16 protein-coding genes are annotated in these 22,913 nt (G+C 31.7%); 13 read left to right on the top strand and 3 right to left on the bottom strand.

Annotated features, from left to right (window positions below; translation table 11 throughout):
- Positions 1-97 precede the first annotated feature (97 nt).
- The 7 genes from NST87_RS07485 (at position 98) to sbcC (ending at position 8,424) form a co-directional block, all read left to right on the top strand.
- Positions 98-346 carry a DUF896 domain-containing protein gene (locus tag NST87_RS07485; RefSeq protein WP_019467988.1) on the top strand — a complete coding sequence of 83 codons (249 nt, stop codon included), beginning with the start codon at positions 98-100 and terminating at the stop codon, positions 344-346.
- Positions 347-422: 76 nt separating this feature from the next.
- Positions 423-2,411, top strand: a complete 1,989-nt coding sequence (gene tkt, locus NST87_RS07480; RefSeq protein ID WP_019467987.1) for a transketolase — start codon at positions 423-425, stop codon at positions 2,409-2,411.
- Between the two features lie 212 nt (positions 2,412-2,623).
- Positions 2,624-2,863 (top strand): YneF family protein, encoded by a 240-nt coding sequence (locus NST87_RS07475; RefSeq protein WP_019467986.1) that lies wholly within the window; start codon positions 2,624-2,626, stop codon positions 2,861-2,863.
- A gap of 314 nt (positions 2,864-3,177) precedes the next feature.
- Positions 3,178-3,363: a hypothetical protein gene (locus NST87_RS07470; RefSeq protein ID WP_019467985.1), complete on the top strand. Its 186-nt coding sequence runs from the start codon at positions 3,178-3,180 to the stop codon at positions 3,361-3,363.
- A 257-nt stretch (positions 3,364-3,620) separates the two neighbouring features.
- Positions 3,621-4,088 carry a CcdC family protein gene (locus NST87_RS07465; protein ID WP_019467984.1) on the top strand — a complete coding sequence of 156 codons (468 nt, stop codon included), beginning with the start codon at positions 3,621-3,623 and terminating at the stop codon, positions 4,086-4,088.
- A 179-nt stretch (positions 4,089-4,267) separates the two neighbouring features.
- Positions 4,268-5,401: an exonuclease subunit SbcD gene (gene sbcD, locus NST87_RS07460; RefSeq protein WP_040030118.1), complete on the top strand. Its 1,134-nt coding sequence runs from the start codon at positions 4,268-4,270 to the stop codon at positions 5,399-5,401.
- On the top strand, positions 5,398-8,424 hold the full coding sequence (gene sbcC, locus NST87_RS07455; protein ID WP_040030119.1) for an exonuclease subunit SbcC: 3,027 nt from the start codon (positions 5,398-5,400) through the stop codon (positions 8,422-8,424). Before sbcD ends, sbcC begins: the two co-directional genes overlap by 4 nt.
- A gap of 246 nt (positions 8,425-8,670) precedes the next feature.
- Here the strand turns inward: sbcC and mscL are convergent, their stop codons facing one another.
- The gene (gene mscL / locus NST87_RS07450; RefSeq protein WP_019467981.1) at positions 8,671-9,018 is read right to left on the bottom strand and encodes a large conductance mechanosensitive channel protein MscL; all 348 of its coding nucleotides are present in this window, start codon (positions 9,016-9,018) and stop codon (positions 8,671-8,673) included.
- A 216-nt stretch (positions 9,019-9,234) separates the two neighbouring features.
- Here mscL and NST87_RS07445 point away from each other — a divergent pair, with 216 nt between their 5' ends.
- From NST87_RS07445 to menI, 3 genes are all read left to right on the top strand, one after another.
- Complete coding sequence (locus NST87_RS07445; RefSeq protein ID WP_445684173.1) at positions 9,235-10,878, top strand: BCCT family transporter; 1,644 nt, start codon at positions 9,235-9,237, stop codon at positions 10,876-10,878.
- Positions 10,879-11,138: 260 nt separating this feature from the next.
- Positions 11,139-13,841, top strand: coding sequence for an aconitate hydratase AcnA (gene acnA / locus NST87_RS07440; RefSeq protein WP_040030120.1), 2,703 nt, complete (start codon positions 11,139-11,141; stop codon positions 13,839-13,841).
- A 217-nt stretch (positions 13,842-14,058) separates the two neighbouring features.
- Positions 14,059-14,520: a 1,4-dihydroxy-2-naphthoyl-CoA hydrolase MenI gene (gene menI / locus NST87_RS07435; protein WP_019467978.1), complete on the top strand. Its 462-nt coding sequence runs from the start codon at positions 14,059-14,061 to the stop codon at positions 14,518-14,520.
- A gap of 200 nt (positions 14,521-14,720) precedes the next feature.
- Here the strand turns inward: menI and NST87_RS07430 are convergent, their stop codons facing one another.
- Together NST87_RS07430 and plsY are read right to left on the bottom strand one after the other, a co-directional pair.
- Complete coding sequence (locus NST87_RS07430; RefSeq protein WP_019467977.1) at positions 14,721-15,017, bottom strand: HesB/YadR/YfhF family protein; 297 nt, start codon at positions 15,015-15,017, stop codon at positions 14,721-14,723.
- 658 nt (positions 15,018-15,675) lie between these two features.
- Positions 15,676-16,284, bottom strand: a complete 609-nt coding sequence (gene plsY / locus NST87_RS07425; RefSeq protein ID WP_026034743.1) for a glycerol-3-phosphate 1-O-acyltransferase PlsY — start codon at positions 16,282-16,284, stop codon at positions 15,676-15,678.
- Between the two features lie 203 nt (positions 16,285-16,487).
- Here plsY and parE point away from each other — a divergent pair, with 203 nt between their 5' ends.
- The 3 genes from parE (at position 16,488) to NST87_RS07410 (ending at position 22,577) form a co-directional block, all read left to right on the top strand.
- Positions 16,488-18,482: a DNA topoisomerase IV subunit B gene (gene parE / locus NST87_RS07420; RefSeq protein ID WP_162496137.1), complete on the top strand. Its 1,995-nt coding sequence runs from the start codon at positions 16,488-16,490 to the stop codon at positions 18,480-18,482.
- Positions 18,479-20,881 (top strand): DNA topoisomerase IV subunit A, encoded by a 2,403-nt coding sequence (parC, locus tag NST87_RS07415; protein ID WP_019467974.1) that lies wholly within the window; start codon positions 18,479-18,481, stop codon positions 20,879-20,881. The genes parE and parC overlap by 4 nt, the downstream gene beginning before the upstream one ends.
- Before the next feature lie 250 nt (positions 20,882-21,131).
- Complete coding sequence (locus NST87_RS07410; RefSeq protein WP_019467973.1) at positions 21,132-22,577, top strand: alanine/glycine:cation symporter family protein; 1,446 nt, start codon at positions 21,132-21,134, stop codon at positions 22,575-22,577.
- Positions 22,578-22,913 lie beyond the last annotated feature (336 nt).

The raw sequence follows: 22,913 nt of genomic DNA, 5'->3' as shown, positions 1-22,913 counted from the left end.
GTGAATTTATTTAGTAGAATGGTAAAGTAAGCGTAACTATTTAGTTTCGCTTATTTTTTTGTTATATTTTCTATATTATGAATTACGGAGGTTTATTATGGCGAAAAATGATGCCGTAGATATTAAGCGTATAAATGAGTTAGCAAAAAAGAAAAAAGAACAAGGATTGACTGAATCTGAATCAAAAGAACAATCGAAATTAAGAAAAGCATATTTAGATTCCTTCCGACAAAGCTTTAAAAAACAAATTGAAAGTACAAGAGTTATTGATCCTGAGGGCAATGATGTAACGCCTGAAAAGGTGAAAAAAATATTAGATTCTAAAGATAAAAAAGATAATAACTAAATCAATTTTTTGTTAAATAATTACTAAATAAGGTATAATAGTAATGAAACTTGCTATAAGAAAGGAAGTCATTTAGATGAATAAAGAAAAAGATCAATTAGCGATAGATACGATAAGAGCCTTAAGTATCGATGCTGTTGAACAAGCAAACTCAGGTCACCCTGGATTACCAATGGGCGCAGCTCCAATGGCATATACATTATGGACACGCCACTTAAATTTCAACCCCCAATCAAAAGATTTCTTCGATAGAGATCGTTTTGTACTATCTGCAGGCCATGGTTCTGCATTGTTATACAGTTTATTACACGTTTCAGGTAGTTTAGAATTGGATGAATTAAAACAGTTTAGACAATGGGGTTCAAAAACTCCAGGTCATCCAGAGTTTAGACATACAGATGGTGTTGAAGTAACAACTGGACCATTAGGACAAGGTTTTGCTATGTCTGTAGGTATGGCAATGGCTGAAAAACATCTTGCTGGTAAGTTTAATAAAGAAGATGCTAATGTAATAGATCACCATACTTACGTGATAGCATCTGATGGAGATTTAATGGAAGGTATTTCACATGAAGCAGCATCATTAGCTGGTCATACACAATTAGATAAACTTATTGTATTATATGACTCAAATGACATTTCTTTAGATGGAGATTTAAACAAAGCATTTTCTGAAGATATTAAAACGCGTTTTGAATCATATGGTTGGAAACACATTTTAGTTAAAGATGGTAATGATATAGATGCTATTGATAATGCTATTAATGAAGCTAAAACTGCAGATGTACCAACAATCATTGAAGTGAAAACAATCATTGGTTACGGCGCGCCTAATAAACAAGCTTCTCATGGCGTACACGGTGCTCCACTAGGTGAAGAAGAAAGAAAATTAGCTTTAGAAAACTATGGTTTGGATCCTGAAAAACGCTTTAACGTACCAGATGAAGTATATGAAATTTTCCAACAAACAATGTTGAAACGTGCTAATGAAAAAGAAGAAAACTGGAATAAACTTGTTGAAACATACAGTGAAAAATATCCAGAATTAGCTGAAGAATTCAAATTAGCAATCAGTGGTAAATTACCAACGAACTACTCAAACGAATTGCCAGAATTTGAAGCTGGCCATAGTGGTGCTTCACGTGCAGATTCTGGTGAAGTAATACAAGCGCTAAGTAAAACAGTCCCTTCATTCTTTGGTGGTTCAGCTGACTTAGCAGGTTCAAACAAATCAAACGTTAAAGATGCGGTTGACTTTGATAAAGATACACCTGAAGGTAAAAATATCTGGTTTGGTGTACGTGAATTTGCAATGGGTGCTGCAGTAAATGGTATGGCAGCTCACGGTGGTTTACACCCATATGGTGCAACTTTCTTCGTGTTTAGTGACTATTTAAAACCAGCCCTTCGTTTATCAGCAATCATGGGATTAAATTCAACATTTATTTTCACGCATGATTCAATTGCAGTTGGTGAAGATGGCCCAACACATGAACCAATCGAACAATTATCTGGTTTACGTGCAATTCCAAACATGAATGTTATTCGTCCAGCTGACGGTAATGAAACACGTGTAGCTTGGGAAGTAGCAATGGAATCAGAAAATACACCTACATCTTTAGTGTTAACACGTCAAAACCTAACAACAATGGACTTACCTAAAGAAACTGTTGAAGAAGGTGTACGTAAAGGTGCTTATGTAGTGTTTGAATCAGATAAAGATCCAGAGTACTTACTATTAGCTACAGGTTCAGAAGTTAATTTAGCTATTGAAGCTGCTAAAGATTTAGAAGGACAAGGTAAAGGTGTACGTGTTGTATCAATGCCTAACTGGAATGCATTTGATCAACAATCCGATGAATATAAAGCATCTATCTTACCTGCTTCAATTACAAAACGTGTTGCTATTGAAATGGCATCATCATTAGGTTGGCATAAATATGTTGGTACTGAAGGTAAAGTGATTGGTATTGATGGATTTGGTGCAAGTGCGCCTGGTGATTTAGTAGTTGAAAAATATGGTTTCACTAAAGAAAATGTCTTAAATCAAATTCAAACGTTCTAATTATTAAGATAAAAAGATAGGTAATATTTTTGGTATGAGAGCTTTTGTTCTCATACCAATTTTTAATTATAAATAAAGATTGGATTATATTTACAAACTGAAATTAGAATTGATATAATACATAAGGTTGGAAATATAAATTAAATGAGTCACTCTTGAAAAGGAGTGGTTATTTTAGTAAAATGCATTAGGATAGGAAAGTGGGTGAAACAATGGCAACTTGGTTAGCAATTTTATTAATCGTGTTAGCACTAATTCTAGGACTAGTCGGTGGATTTTTCCTTGCGAGAAAATATATGATGGATTATCTGAAAAAGAACCCACCAATTAATGAAGAAATGCTACGAATGATGATGATGCAAATGGGTCAAAAACCATCTCAAAAGAAAATAAATCAAATGATGACGATGATGAATAAAAATCAAGACGACGCATTCAAGAAGAAGAAATAATGTCTTGAGAAAAGCTGATGATTACTACCTACTAGTAAATCGTCAGCTTTTTTGGTTTGAACAAACTCCTATTATATTTAAAAAATGAGAATATCACCCTGGTTCGATCATATAAATGTGATGCTACTCAATTTTGTCATTTGAAAATCATACTTTAATGATTCGAAATTTTATAGATGGATTAAGTTTTTTTAATTGAGCATTAAAATAATTAAAGTGATAGTGAATGTAATTTATTTTTTAAATATTCAGTAAATATTTGATTGTAAAATCATATTTGTTATAATTTGTATATATAAGGGAGGTATTAATAAGTGAAGAGTGCTTATGACATGGAAGACAAAGAAGTTTTAGATCGATTAGCAAATATGCATATTAACTTTTCTACTGATGAAGCTTTCAAAGAATATCATAACGCGATGCAAATTCATGATATGAATTATCTTAGATATACTTTAGAAAATGCATTGTCAGCTTGTGATACAACACGCGCTATTTAAATAGCAATGAATAAGATAAGTCTGAAACAGGGCTTATTTTATTTTGAGTAATTTTCTATCATTACCTCCCGACGTTGGCATTAATCTTTTGATACTATATCACCTATACATAATTGAATTTTGAAATATACAGATAAGGCTAAATAACATGCTATATAGACCAAATGAAAACATATTAAAATTACTGAATGTTAAATAGTAAAATGATATACTATTTGAGGTGGAGATTAAGCCAGTAACATAAAGAAGGTGTAAGCATGTTATATTTAGTTTTTTCTATAGTTGTAGCTTTTTTAATGGGTATTGGGGTAATCGTTGTAAGAATGAAAGCGCAGCAATATCCAGTAAATGAAAAGAAAATTATTTTACCGCCATTTTTCATGGCAACAGGTGCATTAATGTATGTGGTACCTTATTTCAGATTAACCGGTATGGAAATAATAGAGTGCATCGTATTAGGTGTTCTTTTCTCAACGATATTAATTTGGACTTCTCGATTTGAAACATCCGGTAGTGAAGTATACATGAAGCGGTCTAAAGCTTTTCCTATTATCTTAATTTCACTGTTGTTAATCAGAACAATTTTGAAAATATTTATAAGTAATAAAATAGATCCAGGTGAAATTGGGGGCATGTTTTTCTTACTTGCTTTTTGTATGATTGTACCTTGGAGATTGGCTATGTTATATCAATATAAAAAAGTTAAGAAAACATTAATTAAATAAGCGAAAGAAGTAATAATTATATTAGAGTAATTGAATTTGCTTAATACTCAAGGGCTACTAAATTTCCTTAAAAATCATGGAATTTAAGTAGCCCCTTTTATATTTTGAAAAATTACTTGAGTATTAAGGACGAGTATTATATCATAAAATCGAACGGATGTTCTATTAGGAGTGATAGAATGAAAATTGTACATACAGCTGATTGGCATTTAGGACGGATTTTGAACGGAAAATCATTGCTAGAAGACCAAGCATATATATTAGATCAATTTATTAAAAAAATGAGCGACGAAAAACCAGATGTAATCGTAATTGCAGGTGATTTATATGATACTAGTTATCCCAACAAAGCTGCAATACAGTTATTGGAAAATACAATTAATACATTAAATTTAGAAATGAATATTCCGTTAGTGATGATAAGTGGAAACCATGATGGTAAAGAACGGTTAAATTATGGCTCAAAGTGGTTTGAAAAATCTCAACTTTATATCAGAACATCACTTGAGGATATGTGTGACCCTATTACCATTGGAAATATTGATTTTTATACATTACCATTTTCTACAGTGAATGAAACGAGTTATTTCTTTAATGATAAAACGATAGAAACACATCAACAAGCCGTGAGTAAATCAATAGAATTTATGACGCAGAATATTAATCAAAATAAAGTCAATATACTAATAGGCCATCTTACAGTTCAAGGTGGTATTCGCACTGAATCTGAGAGAGCATTGACGATTGGCACTGTTGAATCAGTTACAGCAAATTCATTTCAGCAATTTGAAGCAGTGCTACTAGGTCATTTACATCATCCATTTAGTATAGATTCGGATTTTATTCATTATAGTGGTTCTTTATTACAATATTCTTTTTCAGAAACTACGCAACCTAAAGGTTATAGAGTAATTGAAATGATTGATCATAAATTAAAAAATATATTTAGGCCATTAACGCCTTTAAGACAATTAGAAGTGATTGAAGGGGATTATGAAGACGCTATTCAAGAAAAACTAAGCATAAAAGATAAAAACAACTATTTACATTTTAAGTTAAAACATATGTCACATGTTAGTGATCCTATGATGCATTTGAAACAAATATACCCAAACACGTTGGCGCTTACCAATAGTTCTTTTGAATTTAATACGCCGTTACATCATGAAAATATAGAAATACAAAAATTAGATGATACAACAATTATTAATAAATTTTTTGAGAATATGACGGATCAATCACTAACAAGCATTCAAAATAATAAAATTGGTAAAGTATTAAATTATTTACTTGAAGGAGATCAGACTAAATGAGACCTTTAACATTAAAATTAACAAATTTCGGCCCATTTTTAGACGAAACCATTGATTTTCAACAAGTAAATAATGATCAATTGTTTTTAATTAGTGGTAAAACGGGTTCAGGAAAAACAATGATATTTGACGCAATTGTATTTGCCTTATTTGGAGAGGCATCGACAAAAGATAGGAATGAAGGGGATTTACGTAGTCACTTTGCAGATGGTAAATCACCAATGGTCGTTGAGTTCGAGTTTAAATTGAGAGATAGTATTTATAAAATTAATCGACAAGGTGCATTTGTAAAAGAAGGAAATAAAAATAAAACACTTGGACAACTTTCAATTTATCAACTTGAAGATACATTTGAATTACGTGAAAGTAAAGTGAATGCTGGAAATCAATTTATTAGAACGTTACTAGGAGTTAATTCAGAACAGTTTAGACAATTATTTATCCTTCCTCAGGGTGAATTTAAACGTTTCTTATTATCTAAAAGCATAGAAAAACAAGAAATACTAAGAACATTGTTTAATAGTCAAAGATTTGAAGAAATACAAAAATTGTTAAATGATGATGTTAAAGAGGTAAGGGCGAATATTGAAAAGCGATATCATACACTTGAAACGGATTGGATGGATTTAGAGACTTTTGATGAGACCCTATTAAATGAGTATAAAGAAGTAAGTTCAAGACAAACTGATAAAATCAAAGCATTAATACCACAATTCAAAAGCATAGGCCAATCTATTCAAAATGATTTATTAGCAGCTGAAAAAAGAAGAATTGAAAAATTTGAGCAAGCTGAAAATTTATTAAATCGTAATTTGAAACTTCAAGATGCAATAACAAGCCTTGAAGAAAATAAACAAAAACAAGAAGCATTGTTATCCAATCAAAGTTATATAAAAAATCAAATAAAATTATTAAATGAAATCAATGAGGTAAGACCACTTTCCAATTTATTAGACTCAAAAGAAAAACTTTTAAAAAAGCATAAAGAGATAGAAAAAGATAAAACAAAAACAATAACAAGCGTATCAAATTTACAGGAGCAATTAGAAGATTGTGAGAAACAATTAGCAAAACATAAAGACTTATCTGAAACAATAGATAAATCGAAAACATTTATAGAAAATTGTAAAATATTTTATAAAAAAATTGATAAATATAAAAAACTATACCAGCAAATCGAAAATTTAAAAAACACATACGCTGAGTTTAAATCACAGTACGAAAAACAAAAGCAACAACTTAATCAATATATTGAAAAATTAAATGATAGAGAGCCAGATTATAAAAGAAATGAACAACTTAATGAAAAAATACATCAGTTAGATAATGAAATTAAAATTAAAAAACAAAATGAGTTAAATAAAAAAGAATATCAAACGTTGCAAAAACGACAAAGTGACATAACAACGAAAAATGAACATATAAAATCTGAAATAAATACATTAGATGATAAATATAAAACTATTGATAAAACAAATATAGATTTAAATAATAAACAAGATATGATTATTAAATTGCAATCAGTGCTTTCTAAAGGTGACAAATGCCCACTTTGTGGGAATGAGATTCATGAAATTGAACATCATATTGATTTTGATGAACTTACCAAAAGACACGACCAACTCAATAATATTGAACAACAACGCCTAAAGTTAAAAGAACAAAAAATCAAATATGATAGTGAATTACAGCACATCTTAGAACAATTACATAAATTTAATTTAGATGAGTTAGAAAAAATTAACTATACAGAGCTTGAATTAACTAAGGATAACCTTTTGAAAGAAAAAAGATTAATAGAAGAGGAAAATGAAGAAATTAGAAACCTTAAAGAGAAAATTTTAAGTTTAAGGCAAAAATCACATGAGTTAGAATTGGATTTAAAAACAAAACAATTCAAATTAGATGAAAGCACGCAGATGATTAATGACTTTGAAAATACCACACAATATAAAGATGTGAATAAGTTTATGACCGCTTATGATAAATCATTAGAGAAAGTAAATGAATATCAAAAGAAATATGAATGGTTAGTACAACAAATTCAAAAATATAATAACGAATTGTCACTTGAAATGAATAATAAAGCACATCTAGAAGATACTATAAAGAGTTTGCAAAAGGATATTAAAGAAGCAAATCATAAAATTGATCATGAAATGAATAGGATAGGCTTTACATCATTGAAAGATGTAGAACACACTATTAATGAAATTCCTAATAAAGCAAAAATAGAAGCGGAAATAAATAAATTCAATCAAGAGAAACAACAATTTGAAATTATCATTAATCAACTACAAGCAGAAATTAATAACCAAGAATTACGTGATATTTCTCAATTAAAAAAAGATTTTGAACAAGAAAAAATACAACTAGATCAAGCTAAATCGATGTTAAGTCAACATAATTATAAGCTTGAATTTAACAATAAGAAAATCGATAATATTTATGCTGTTATAAATCATTTAGAAAAAGAATTACAAGAACAACAAGAAGTTTTTCAATTAGCAGAAGTATTATCTGGAAAAAATGAACAAAAATTAACTTTGGAAAATTTTGTTTTAATATATTATTTAGAACGAATACTTGCTCATGCGAACCAACGCTTATCATTGATGACGGGTGAAAGGTATCAATTAGTTAGAAGAGAACAAACTTCAAAAGGGTATAGTGGTTTGGAAATAGATGTATTTGATTCTCACTCTAATAAAAAGAGACATATCACCTCGTTATCGGGAGGGGAAACCTTCCAAGCCTCTTTAGCGCTGGCATTAGGTTTGAGTGAAGTGGTGCAACAAGAATCTGGTGGAATTGCTTTAGATTCTATGTTTATAGACGAGGGATTTGGTACCTTAGATCAGGAAACGCTGGAAACTGCTTTGGATACACTACTTAGTTTAAAATCTTCTGGTAGAATGGTTGGAATTATTTCTCATGTTAGCGAACTAAAACAACGTATTCCACTTATTTTAGAAGTGCAAACTGAGCAATACCAAAGTACAACAAACTTTATAAAACAATAAAAACCAAAAATAGTGAACTGCTTTTTGACAAAGTAAGTTCACTATTTTTTAAATCTTAAAGCTATAAATATCTAAGAGATAGATTGCACAGTTTGATGAATATAAGAAAACAAAATTAGGAATTATAGATAAAAAAGGCCCGTAAATGAATTTTCAAAATTCATTTACGGGTCTATCATATAAGGATGTATATCCTCATGCTTACACTAATATGAGATAACTAAATAGTGTTTTTGTTGCTGCTTATTATTTTTCACGTAATAAATCACGAATTTCTGTTAATAATACTGTATTTTCTTCAATTTCTTCTTCTTCTTGTTTAATTAATGTATTTGCAATTTTAACAAATATAAATAATGCAAATGCAATAATAATAAAGTCTATAATCGATTGTACAAACATCCCGTATTTGATACCCATGAAGGACCAACTTTTGGCAAAATCAACGGTACCGAATATTAAACCGATTAATGGCATAATAATATATGAAACCAAAGCTGTTACAATTTTGTTGAAAGCTGCACCCATAACTACAGCTACTGCTAAATCTAAGACATTTCCTTTTAATGCAAAATCTTTAAATTCTTGTAGCATATTAATAACCTCTCTTAATTAAATTTTTTAATATAAATATTATTATACAATATTTATTAAATTAAGAAAATACTTTTTAAAAGTGAATTTGATATTAACATAGATGTTTGTTATTCTTATGAATGGTTAAACTAAAAAATAGAAATAAATTTGTTTTTGCAAATTTTCTATTTAGATTTAAAAATTTAATATGAATATGAAAGGGAGTAATTAATTGTGAATTCTTCTGAAAATCAACCAAACGGTAAGAAGATATCCCCAGTATTTATTTATAGCGCGATTATTGTTGGTATAGTTGTTTTAATCGGGGCAATTGTTCCAGAACAATTTGACAATGTTACAAACACAATCAAACTATGGATTACTGATAAATTGGGTTGGTATTACTTAATTCTTACAACGTTTATTGTTTTCTTCTGTATTTTCCTAATTTTTAGCCCTATTGGAAAATTAAAGCTCGGTAAACCAAATGATAAACCAGAGTTTAATACTATATCTTGGTTTGCGATGCTATTCAGTGCTGGTATGGGTATAGGTCTTGTGTTCTATGGTGCTGCTGAACCTATGGCAGATTTTGCTGCACCGCCAAATGCGGAACCTAAAACAACTGCAGCATATACTGAAGCATTACGTTCTACATTCTTCCATTGGGGATTCCATGCGTGGTCTATTTACGGTGTCGTTGCATTAGCACTTGCTTACGCACAGTTTAGAAAAGGAGAACCAGGACTTATCTCAAGAACGTTACGCCCTATCTTAGGCAACAAAGTAGAAGGTCCAATTGGAACAATCATTGACGTGTTAGCAGTATTTGCTACAGTTGTCGGTGTTGCTGTTTCATTAGGTATGGGTGCATTACAAATCAATGGTGGTTTGAATTATCTATTTGGTGTACCAAATACAATTTGGGTACAGGCAATCATTATTGTGATCGTTACGATTCTATTCTTAATGAGTGCATGGTCAGGTTTAAGTAGAGGTATCCAATACTTAAGTAATTTAAATATTAGTTTAGGTGCAGTTCTAATGATTGCAGTCTTGATTATTGGACCAACTGTATTGATATTAAATATGATGACAAGTTCAACAGGTAGTTTATTAAATTCATTCCTATTTAATACTTTTGATACAGCGGCTCAAAACCCACAAAAACGTGAATGGATGTCTAGCTGGACACTTTACTATTGGGGCTGGTGGTTAAGCTGGAGCCCATTCGTAGGTATCTTTATAGCGCGTGTTTCTAAAGGTCGTTCAGTACGTGAATTTATTGGTGGTGTACTTTTAGTACCTGCTTTAGTAAGTTTTGTATGGTTCAGCGTATTTGGTGTACTAGGCATTGAAACTGGTAAGAAAAATCCTGAACTATTTAATATGACAGCTGAAACTCAATTATTTAGCGTGTTTAATGAAATACCATTTGGTATTATATTATCGTTGATAGCGCTAGTACTCATTGCATCATTCTTTATTACATCTGCCGACTCTGCAACCTTTGTATTAGGTATGCAAACGACATTTGGTTCATTAGAACCTTCAAATGTTGTTAAAGTGACTTGGGGTATTGCCCAGTCATTAATTGCTTTCGTGTTATTATTTGCAGGTGGAGGAAATGGTGCAGATGCTTTAAATGCAATTCAAAGTGCTGCCATAATCAGTGCGTTACCATTCTCCTTTGTAGTTATAATGATGATGATTTCATTCTACAAAGATGCGAATAAAGAACGTAAATTCTTAGGTTTAACTTTAACGCCTAACAAACATAGACTACAAGATTATGTGCAATATCAACAAGAAGATTTTGAAGATGATATAATCAATAGAAGAGCGCCGTTAAGAGACGCTGAAAAATCAGAGAAATAAGCTTGAAAACTGAGGGCCGAAGAAGGCTCTCAGTTTTTTTGTTTAAGTTTAATTGCACTTAATTAGTGATAATGATTCTCAATTAATAATAATAACTTATTACACGATGCACTTGTGATAAGTTTTGCTTATACATACTGATTGTAAATTCAAATCTAAATTATAGATGTTTATAATGGTAGGTAGTTGTTTTAAGTTACATATAATTATACAATTTAATTAACGGCATATAATTACTAAAAATTTCAAGGGGGATTTATATGGCTTCTAATTTAAAAGAGCAAGCGAAAAAGTCATTCGAGCTAAATGGGAAATCATACACATACTATGATTTAAAAACTTTAGAAGAACAAGGTTTAACTAAAATATCCAAATTGCCATATTCGATTAGAGTTTTATTAGAATCTGAATTGAGACAAGAAGATGGATTTGTTATTTCTGAAGATCACATTAAAGCATTGTCTGAATTCAATAAAGGTACAGTAGGTGAAGTACCTTTCAAACCATCTCGTGTAATTTTACAAGATTTCACTGGTGTACCTGCAGTTGTAGACTTAGCGTCATTACGTAAAGCTATGAATGATGTTGGGGGAGACTTAAATAAAATTAATCCAGAAGTGCCAGTGGATTTAGTTATTGATCACTCAGTTCAAGTAGATAGCTATGCGAATCCAGATGCGCTAGAAAGAAATATGAAATTAGAATTTGAAAGAAACTACGAACGTTATCAATTCTTAAATTGGGCTACTAAAGCATTTGCTAACTATAGTGCTGTTCCACCAGCAACTGGTATTGTACACCAAGTAAACCTAGAGTACTTAGCAAACGTTGTTCACGCACGTGAAGTAGACGGAGAAACAGTTGCTTTTCCTGATACATTAGTAGGAACTGACTCACATACAACTATGATTAATGGTCTAGGTGTATTAGGTTGGGGTGTAGGTGGTATTGAAGCCGAAGCTGGTATGCTTGGCCAACCTTCTTATTTCCCAATTCCTGAAGTAATTGGTGTAAGATTATCCAATGCGTTACCTCAAGGTGCTACTGCAACGGATTTAGCCTTACGTGTAACTCAAGAATTACGTAAAAAAGGCGTTGTTGGTAAATTTGTTGAGTTCTTTGGCCCAGGTGTAGAACAGCTACCATTAGCAGATAGAGCTACAATCGCAAATATGGCGCCTGAATATGGTGCAACTTGTGGTTTCTTCCCTGTAGATAAAGAATCTTTAAAATATTTACGTTTAACTGGTCGTTCAGAAGAACAAATTGAATTAGTTGAAAAATATTTAGAAGAAAACAATATGTTCTTTACTGCTGATAAAGATGAACCAGATTATACAGATGTAGTTGAATTAGATTTAGCTACAGTTGAAGCTTCACTTTCAGGCCCTAAACGACCTCAAGATTTAATCTTCTTAAGTGATATGAAAGAAGAATTTGAAAAATCTGTTACTGCGCCTGCTGGTAACCAGGGTCATGGTTTTGATGAAAGTGAATTTGATAAAACAGCAACAATTGAATTTAAAGATGGATCTAAAACACAAATGACTACAGGTGACCTTGCTATTGCAGCAATTACATCATGTACGAATACGTCAAATCCATATGTTATGTTGGGTGCTGGCTTGGTAGCTAGAAATGCAGTTGAAAAAGGCTTAAAAGTCCCTGAATATGTTAAAACTTCATTAGCTCCAGGTTCTAAAGTTGTTACAGGTTATTTAAGAGATTCTGGCTTACAAGAATATTTAGATGACTTAGGATTTAATTTAGTAGGGTACGGTTGTACAACATGTATCGGTAACTCAGGTCCATTATTAGAAGAAATCGAAAAAGCGATTGCTGAAGAAGATTTACTTGTAACATCTGTTTTATCAGGTAACCGTAACTTTGAAGGACGTATTCATCCGTTAGTAAAAGCTAACTATTTGGCATCACCTCAATTAGTAGTTGCATATGCACTTGCAGGTACAGTTGATATTGATTTACAAAATGAGCCATTAGGTAAAGGGAAAAATGGTGAAGATATCTACCTAAAAGATATTTGGCCAACAATTAAAGAAGTAGCAGATACTGTAGACAGTGTTGTTACTCCTGAATTGTTTAAAGAAGAATATGAAACTGTTTATAATAATAATGAAATGTGGAATGAAATCGATGTAACAGACCAACCATTATATGATTTCGATCCAGAGTCAACTTATATTCAAAATCCATCATTCTTCCAAAACTTATCTAAAGAACCTGATGATATTAAATCATTAAATAATTTACGTATTATGGGTAAATTTGGAGATTCTGTTACGACTGACCATATTTCTCCAGCAGGTGCTATCGGTAAAGATACACCAGCGGGTAAATATTTATTAGATCATGACGTACCTATTCGTCAATTTAACTCTTATGGTTCTCGTCGTGGTAACCATGAGGTAATGGTTCGTGGTACTTTTGCTAATATTCGTATTAAAAACCAATTAGCGCCAGGTACAGAAGGTGGTTTCACTACTTACTGGCCTACTGGTGAACAAATGCCTATATATGATGCAGCGATGAAATATAAAGAAGATGGTACTGGTTTAGTAGTATTAGCTGGTAATGATTACGGAATGGGCTCTTCTCGTGACTGGGCAGCTAAAGGTACAAATTTACTAGGTGTTAAAACTGTAATTGCTCAGAGTTATGAACGTATTCACCGTTCTAACTTAGTTATGATGGGTGTGTTACCTTTACAGTTTAAAGATGGCGAATCTGCTGATAGTTTAGGCCTAGATGGTACAGAAACGATTTCAGTAGACATCGATGAAAGTGTAAAACCACATGATTTAGTAAAAGTAACTGCTGAAAAAGAAAATGGAGAAGTTATTGACTTCGAAGCAGTTGCACGTTTCGACTCACATGTAGAAATTGATTACTATCGTAATGGCGGTATTTTACAATTAGTATTAAGAAATAAATTAGCAAATTAACTGTTCATTATGAATATAGTTAAGACTGAGACAATCTTTTGTGTCTCAGTCTTATTTTTATGTACGCTAAACATATATTGTTAAAAATTTAAAGGTTTTAACTATTGCTAGGTGAGTCTGTAGAAATGATTTTAAAATGTGTTTTCTGCCTTGCTTTCATTTTTATGTTAATATTTAGATATAAGTAATTCGAACAATTGAAAAGAGGACGTTTAAAATGATTTATAGTATTACAGAAATTCCTTCACGTTATGCAGAAACAGATCAAATGGGTGTTATTTATCACGGTAATTATCCAACATGGTTTGAGGTTGCACGCACAGATTATATATCAAAATTAGGTTTTAGCTATAAAGCAATGGAAGAGTCTGGTATTATTTCTCCCGTTACAGATTTAGATATTAAATATATAAAAACAATACAGTATCCTGAAACTGTTAAAATTAAGACATGGGTTGAAAAATATACACGTTTAAGATCAATTTATTGTTATGAAGTATACAACGAGGCTGGCGATTTAGCTACTACAGGTTCAACTGTTTTGACTTGTATTAGAAAGGACAACTTTAAGCCTATTAGATTAGATAGATATTTTCCGGAATGGCATGCTATGTATGCAGAAGTAGATAAAAGAAATCAAGCTGGAGAAACATTTGAAGTGAAAAATGGCATACTTTAATTTAGTTAGATGTATAAATGCATAATTCAATGTATGACATTTGTATTTATATACATCAATACATTTGCTATGTATTTTTGAAGTGTACAAATGCATGATAAAAATGATTGATAAAAAGAGCCTGGAATGGAACCAGGCTCTTTTTAAGTATATATTAATATATGAATTATAAATTGTGTTATGTGTTTTGAGTTCTATTATTATTTAGCAGAATAAGCAATTTCATCGACACTATCATTGACGTCTATGAATAAATCATGGTCTTCAAAATACCATAAGTCTTTTTCGGCAATTACTACATCTAAGCCATCGAAATGGTTTTCGTAACCAATTTCTACATCGTCTTTTTGATCAACACTAAATGCAGGGCTAAATCCTTGTTTTAATTGGAATTCTCCACCATAGCGAACGAAAAATTGTAAGACTTTGTTATCTTCAGGTAAATCAAGTTCATCTTTAAACCAAGATACAGCGTTATCTGAAAGTTTTATATCCATAATTAAAGTCCCCTCTCATTTCACAAGTTATAGCTTGTGACCATTGGTTACTAATTTTTAAATTAGTACTATAGTTATTACCCAATTTTGAGTAATAATAAAAGTAGTATATCATATTTAAGTATAATTTTCTTTGAATTCAAATTGTTCAATCATGTTTCAGCGTGAAAACGAAGATATTTAGTCACGTTGTAGATTAGTGAGGCATAATGAATCAACAAGATTATAAGGATTAAAATTTAAATAATATTAAATGAACGATAGATGTTATTGTTTATGAATATAGAATTGGGAGAAGCGCATTTATTCCATAAATGTTAAGTTATGTTTTATAAATTTTGTTTTAAAATGCTCGTTTTAAGAGAAAATCCTATTCATACGCTTTACTTGGATTATAATAAGTAAAAAATAATAATATAATAATAGTCTGAGTTATAAATCCTTAATTTAATGAATAAAAAAATAGTGAAGCAGAAGTCTATTTTAAAGATTTCTGTTTCACTATAAGAGCAAACTGACTAATGAATAGGTTTATGTCCCATCATTTTCTATTTGCCAAATATTCGTTTTTTACTTATCAGTAGCTGTGGCAATAGATTGTCCCAGTCTGAGTATGTTTACTATTTTTGTTATTGATTGCTAATGACTTTTGTAATAGTTACATCCATTTAATTTTTGGTTCTTCGCCTTTAAATATTCTAACAATATTTGTGCGGTGTCTAAATATTAATAGAACTCCTACACCAAAACTCACGACTAGTAAGATATAATCTCGGATTAATAGTGCGCCGATAACACAACAAATTGATGCTATGATACTCGATAATGATACATACTTTGTTAAATAAAGTATGCCGAAGAAAATCGCTGCTAAAATGAGTAATAATATAGGATTGATTCCGAGTATAACACCAGCACTTGTGGCAACCGCTTTTCCACCTTTAAATCCAAGGTAAACTGGGTAAACATGACCTAGAATAGCGAATGCGCCTACGATGAGTCCATTTGTGAAAAATGTACTAATAGCACCGTCTGCATGCACTGGTAACCATAGTGGTAAGAACACAACAATAAACCCTTTAAATATATCTAAAAATGTAACTAGGAATCCTGCAGGTTTTCCTAATACTCTAAAACTGTTTGTTGCGCCTGTATTCCCACTACCAAATTGTCTAATATCTTTTTTGAAAAATAATTTACCTATTACATAGCCACTTGGGAAAGCACCAATGAGATAACTTAAAATTAACATGATAATTATCATCATCATACATAATCCACATCCTTTAATGACATTAAAATTATTTTACCATATATGACCTCGGTTAGACGAATAAAAATTTATAACTGTAGTAAAACACGGTTTAAATATTAATTTGATACTTGCAATTTATCAAGATTTATATAAGAATAACTAATGTATAGTTTTAAAAACGAACGTACGTTTGTAGGAGGGCGAAACGATTGGCAATGAACAAACAAAATAAATATTCGGATGATTCCATTCAGGTTTTGGAAGGGTTAGAAGCCGTAAGAAAAAGACCTGGTATGTATATTGGTTCTACCGATAAAAGAGGATTACATCATTTAGTATATGAAGTTGTCGATAATTCCGTCGATGAAGTATTAAACGGTTTTGGTAATGAAATATTAGTTACAATAAATAAGGACGAAAGTATTACTATAGAAGATGATGGACGTGGGATGCCAACCGGAATTCATACATCGGGCAAACCTACTGTTCAAGTAATATTTACAGTACTTCATGCAGGCGGTAAATTTGGACAAGGTGGATATAAAACTTCAGGCGGTCTACACGGTGTAGGTGCATCAGTTGTAAATGCATTAAGTGAATGGTTAGAAGTAGAAATATACAGAGATGGTGCTATCTATAAACAGCTATTTAGTCATGGTGGTATACCAACTACGGGATTAGAAAAACAAGGTAAAACTAGAAAAACAGGTACTAAAGTTACCTTTAAACCAGATGCTGAAATTTTCAAATCAGCAACATCTTTTAACTATGATGTGTTGAGTGAACGTTTACAAGAATCAGCATTTTTGCTTAAAAATCTTAGAATTACGCTTAAAGATTTGAGAGCTGGCAAAGAAAGAGAAGATGTTTTCCACTATGAAGATGGTATAAAAGAATTTGTGAGTTATGTAAATGAAGGTAAAGAAGTGTTACACGATGTAGCAAACTTTGCTGGCACTGCTAATGATATAGAAGTAGAGGTTGCATTTCAGTATAATGATCAATATTCGGAAAGCATCTTGAGTTTTGTCAATAATGTGCGTACTAAAGATGGAGGCACTCATGAAGTTGGCTTTAAAACAGCAATGACGAGAGTGTTTAATGATTATGCTAGACGAATTAATGAATTGAAAGAAAAAGATAAGAACCTAGATGGTAATGATATAAGAGAAGGTTTGACTGCGATTATTTCAATTCGTATACCTGAGGAATTATTACAATTCGAAGGGCAAACTAAATCTAAATTGGGTACACCTGAAGCCAGAAGTGCAGTAGATTCTGTTGTATCTGAAAAATTACCATATTATTTGGAAGAAAAAGGACAATTGTCAAAAACCCTCGTTAAAAAAGCATTAAAAGCCCAACAAGCAAGAGAAGCAGCACGTAAAGCAAGAGAAGATGCGCGTTCAGGTAAGAAAAACAAACGAAAAGATACGTTATTATCCGGAAAGTTAACACCTGCGCAAAGTAAGAATACAGAGAAAAAAGAATTGTATTTAGTTGAGGGTGATTCAGCTGGTGGTTCTGCAAAATTGGGACGTGACCGAAAATATCAAGCAATTTTACCGTTAAGAGGTAAAGTTATAAACACTGAAAAAGCACGCTTAGAAGATATTTTTAAAAATGAAGAGATTAATACGATTATTCACACAATAGGTGCTGGTGTAGGTAATGAATTTAAATTAGAAGATAGCAATTACAATCGTGTAATTATAATGACAGATGCGGATACGGATGGCGCACATATTCAAGTGCTTTTATTAACATTCTTCTTTAAATATATGAAACCTTTAGTAGAAGCAGGTAGAGTATTTATTGCATTACCTCCACTATACAAATTGGAAAAAGGTAAGGGTGCTTCTAAGAAAATAGAATATGCATGGACAGATGAAGAATTAGAAAAACTACAAAAGAAATTAGGTAAAGGATTTAGTTTACAGCGTTATAAAGGTTTAGGGGAAATGAACGCTGATCAATTATGGGAAACAACAATGAATCCAGATACAAGAACGCTGATTCGAGTACAAGTTGATGATGAATTACGTTCATCGAAACGCGTAACAACTTTAATGGGAGACAAAGTAGCTCCTAGACGTGAATGGATTGAAAAACATGTTGAATTTGGTCTTCAAGAAGATCAAAGCATTCTGGATAACAATGAAATTCAAATACTAGAGCAGGATTATTCTGATGAGGAGGAAATGAATTGAGTGAAATAATTCAAGATTTGTCGCTGGAAGATGTTATTGGCGACCGATTTGGTAGATATAGTAAATACATCATTCAAGAGCGTGCATTACCAGATGTTCGTGATGGGCTTAAACCTGTTCAAAGACGTATTTTATACGCTATGTATTCTAGTGGTAATACATTTGATAAAAATTTCCGTAAAAGTGCAAAAACTGTCGGTGATGTTATCGGACAATATCACCCTCATGGTGATTCATCTGTATATGATGCGATGGTCCGTTTGAGTCAAGATTGGAAGCTGCGACATGTTCTGATAGAAATGCAAGGTAATAATGGTAGTATTGATAACGACCCAGCAGCTGCTATGCGTTATACTGAAGCGAAATTAAGCAGAATTTCAGAAGAATTATTAAGAGATATTAATAAAGAAACTGTACCATTTATGCCTAACTACGATGATACGACAATGGAACCAATGGTCTTACCTGCTAGATTGCCACATTTGTTAATCAATGGAAGTACAGGTATATCTTCAGGTTATGCTACGGATATACCCCCGCATAATCTCGCTGAAGTTATTCAAGCAACATTGAAGTATATAGATAACCCAAACATCACTGTAAGTCAGTTGATGAAGTATATCAAAGGGCCCGATTTTCCTACAGGTGGTATTATTCAAGGGATTGATGGTATTAAGAAAGCGTATGAAACAGGAAAAGGTAAAATTGTTGTTCGCTCTAAAGTTGATGTCGAAGAATTAAGAAATGGTAGAAAAGAACTTATCGTTACTGAATTACCTTATGAAGTTAACAAAAGTTCACTTGTTAAAAAGATGGATGAACTGCGAGCAGATAAAAAAGTAGATGGTATTGTAGAAGTACGTGACGAAACAGACCGTACAGGGCTGCGAATAGCCATTGAATTAAAGAAAGATGTCAATAGCGAAGCGGTTGCTAATTTTTTATATAAAAACACAGACTTACAAGTTGCATATAATTTTAATATGGTAGCAATCAGTGATGGTCGTCCACTTCTTATGGGTATTCGTCAATTTATAGATAGTTATCTCAATCATCAGATTGATGTAGTTACAAAGCGTACACGTTTTGAATTAGATAATGCAGAAAGTAGAATGCATATTGTAGAAGGTCTAATGAAAGCTTTGTCAATTTTAGATGAAGTCATTAAACTCATTCGAAATTCAAAAAATAAAAAAGACGCTAAAGATAATTTGGTTTCTGAGTTTGATTTTACAGAAGCACAAGCTGAAGCTATTGTTACGTTGCAACTATATCGTCTGACAAATACAGATATAGTACAACTACAAGAAGAACATGATGAATTAAAAGCAAAAATTGCATATTTAAAAAATATTTTAGATAACCATGATGCTTTGTTGAATGTTATCAAAGAAGAATTGGGCGAAATAAAAAATAAATATAAACAGCAACGATTATCTACTATAGAAGCTGAAATCAGTGAAATCAAGATTGACAAAGAGGTCATGGTACCAAGCGAAAATGTGATTATGAGTATTACGAAACATGGTTATATAAAACGAACATCGTTACGTAGCTTTAATGCCAGTGGTGTCGAAGAATTAGGTGTAAAAGATGGGGACACAATGCTCAAATATCAAGAAGTGAATACATTAGATACAGCATTAGTATTCACTAATAAAGGCAGACATCTTTATATACCAGTTCATAAACTTTCAGAGATTAAGTGGAAAGATTTAGGACAACATGTATCACAGATTGTGCCCATTGATGAAGGAGAGCATGTTATAGATGTTTATTGTGAAAGTGATTTTAAACCAGATGTATTTTATATTTTAGCTACGCGAAATGGCATGATTAAAAAAAGTAATGTCTCTATGTTTAAAACATCAAGATACAATAAACCACTTGTCTCTATGAAACTAAAAGATAATGATGAAGTGATCAATGTAATGAGATTAGATGAACCACAAACGATTACTGTTTTAACACACAAAGGTATGTCATTAACTTACAGTAGTGAAGAGTTATCAGATACTGGATTAAGAGCCGCTGGTGTTAAATCGATTAACCTTAAAAGTGAGGACTATGTTGTATTAACACAAATCGTTAATGAAAATAACACGATCTTGATGGCGACTCAACGTGGTTCATTAAAACGCATAAGATTTAATATTTTACAAAAAGCAAAACGTGCACAGCGCGGTATCACATTATTAAAAGAGCTTAAAAAATCACCGCATCGCATCGTAGCAGCTAACGTTGTTCAACCAGATCATACAACTTATACAGTATATTCAAAACAACATGAAGAAAGCGGCAATATTAAAGATATTCATTTATCGGAACAATATACCAATGGTAGCTTTGTAGTAGATGTTAAAGAGTTTGGTGAAGTTGTTAATATGAGCGTTAAATAACACTAGTTTTAAAATTTTGTTAGTAAATACAACAATATAATGATAAAATACCTATAAGGTGTAACAAAAATGAAGCAAGAGATTTATAGTAATGTGAAAAGGTGCTGTGCAAAACTTAGGATAAGTACTTTACCGATTCATTTATTTTCATGTCTACATAAACATTGGATTTTGTTTATAAACATGAATGAAACTATAAATCTCTTGATTTTACTATGAAAATTAATTTGTATAGATGAGAGGGATTAAATTGAGCAATTTTGATAGTTTGATTCCGGATTGGTTCAAAGGATTTGTTCAAGTCGGGAATGATTTAATCTGGTCACAATACTTAATTGGACTTTTAATTACAGCAGGTATATTTTTTACCATTGGATCTAAGTTCGTACAATTAAGATGGATACCGGAAATGTTTCGAGCAATTGGTGAAAAACCTGAAACATTAGAAAATGGAAAAAAAGGTATTTCACCATTCCAAGCATTTGCAATTAGTGCAGGTTCTCGTGTTGGTACTGGTAATATTGCCGGTGTTGCAACAGCAATTGTGTTAGGAGGCCCTGGTGCAGTATTCTGGATGTGGATTATTGCTTTTATCGGAGCAGCCAGTGCATTTATTGAAGCGACGCTTGCGCAAGTGTATAAGGTGCCTGATGAAGAAGGTGGTTATCGCGGTGGGCCAGCTTATTACATAACTAAAGGACTCAACCAAAAATGGTTAGGTGTTGTTTTTGCGGTATTAATTACAGTTACATTTGCATTTGTTTTTAATACAGTACAATCAAACACAATAGCTGAATCATTAAAAACGCAATATAATGTAAGTCCTATTGTTACTGGTATAATCTTAGCTATTGTTACTGCTATTATTATATTTGGAGGCGTAAGAAGTATTGCAACATTATCTTCTATAATTGTGCCTGTAATGGCAATTATTTATATTGGTTTAGTTGCTGTAATATTAATATTCAACTATGATCAAATCATACCTATGATTGCAACTATAGTTAAAAATGCTTTTGGATTTGAACAAGCAACTGGAGGCGCTGTTGGTGCAGCCGTTCTTCAAGGTATTAAACGTGGTTTGTTCTCAAACGAAGCTGGTATGGGTTCTGCGCCAAATGCTGCTGCTACAGCTGCTGCGCCACACCCAGTTAAACAAGGTTTGATCCAATCATTAGGCGTATTCTTTGATACGATGTTAGTATGTACGGCAACGGCGATAATGATTTTATTATATACTGGATTGGAATTTGGAGAGAATGCAGCACAAGGTGTTGCAGTTACACAATCTGCATTAAATGAACATTTAGGTAGTGCAGGTGGTATTTTCTTAACGATTGCGATTACTTTATTTGCGTTTTCTTCCGTTATCGGTAATTATTATTATGGTCAATCGAACATGGAGTTTTTATGGGAAAATAAAACTGTCTTATTTATTTTTAGATGTTTAGTTGTTGTGCTTGTCTTCGTTGGCGCAGTTGTGAAAACTGAAACGGTATGGAGTACGGCAGATGTATTTATGGGTCTAATGGCGATTGTCAACTTAGTAGCTATTATTGGTTTATCCAACATTGCTTTCGCAGTTATGAATGATTACCAACGTCAACGTAAAGCCGGCAAAAAGCCTGTATTCAAACCTGAAGAGTTAGAAATTAACTTGTTTGGTATTGAGAGTTGGGGAATGAAGAAAAAATAATCTTGTTTAAATATTGGTGTAAAGATTTAAATATTTCTCCATTAGCATATTTTCTTTAATATTAATTTATATATGCAGTAATATAAAGTCATCTTAAACATTTGATTTTATATTACTGCTTTTTAATATACACTGTAATATTTTAGTCTAATCTATTTATATACCATCAATACATTTAATTGAAAGTTGTTATTATGAATGATGCGTGTTTAGTTAAATTTTAATAAAACATGGCAAAATATATGTTTGGGAAATGGTCATTGTGTTATGATTAACATTAGTTATTTTAAAAATTAAACGTTATGTATTGTGTCACAAAAGTGCATAATTTTTTAC

The organism is Staphylococcus sp. FSL W8-0271 (genome assembly GCF_038006605.1).
GTDB classification, from domain to species: Bacteria; Bacillota; Bacilli; order Staphylococcales; family Staphylococcaceae; genus Staphylococcus; species Staphylococcus cohnii.
This window is presented reverse-complemented; position numbering and strand designations above follow the sequence as displayed.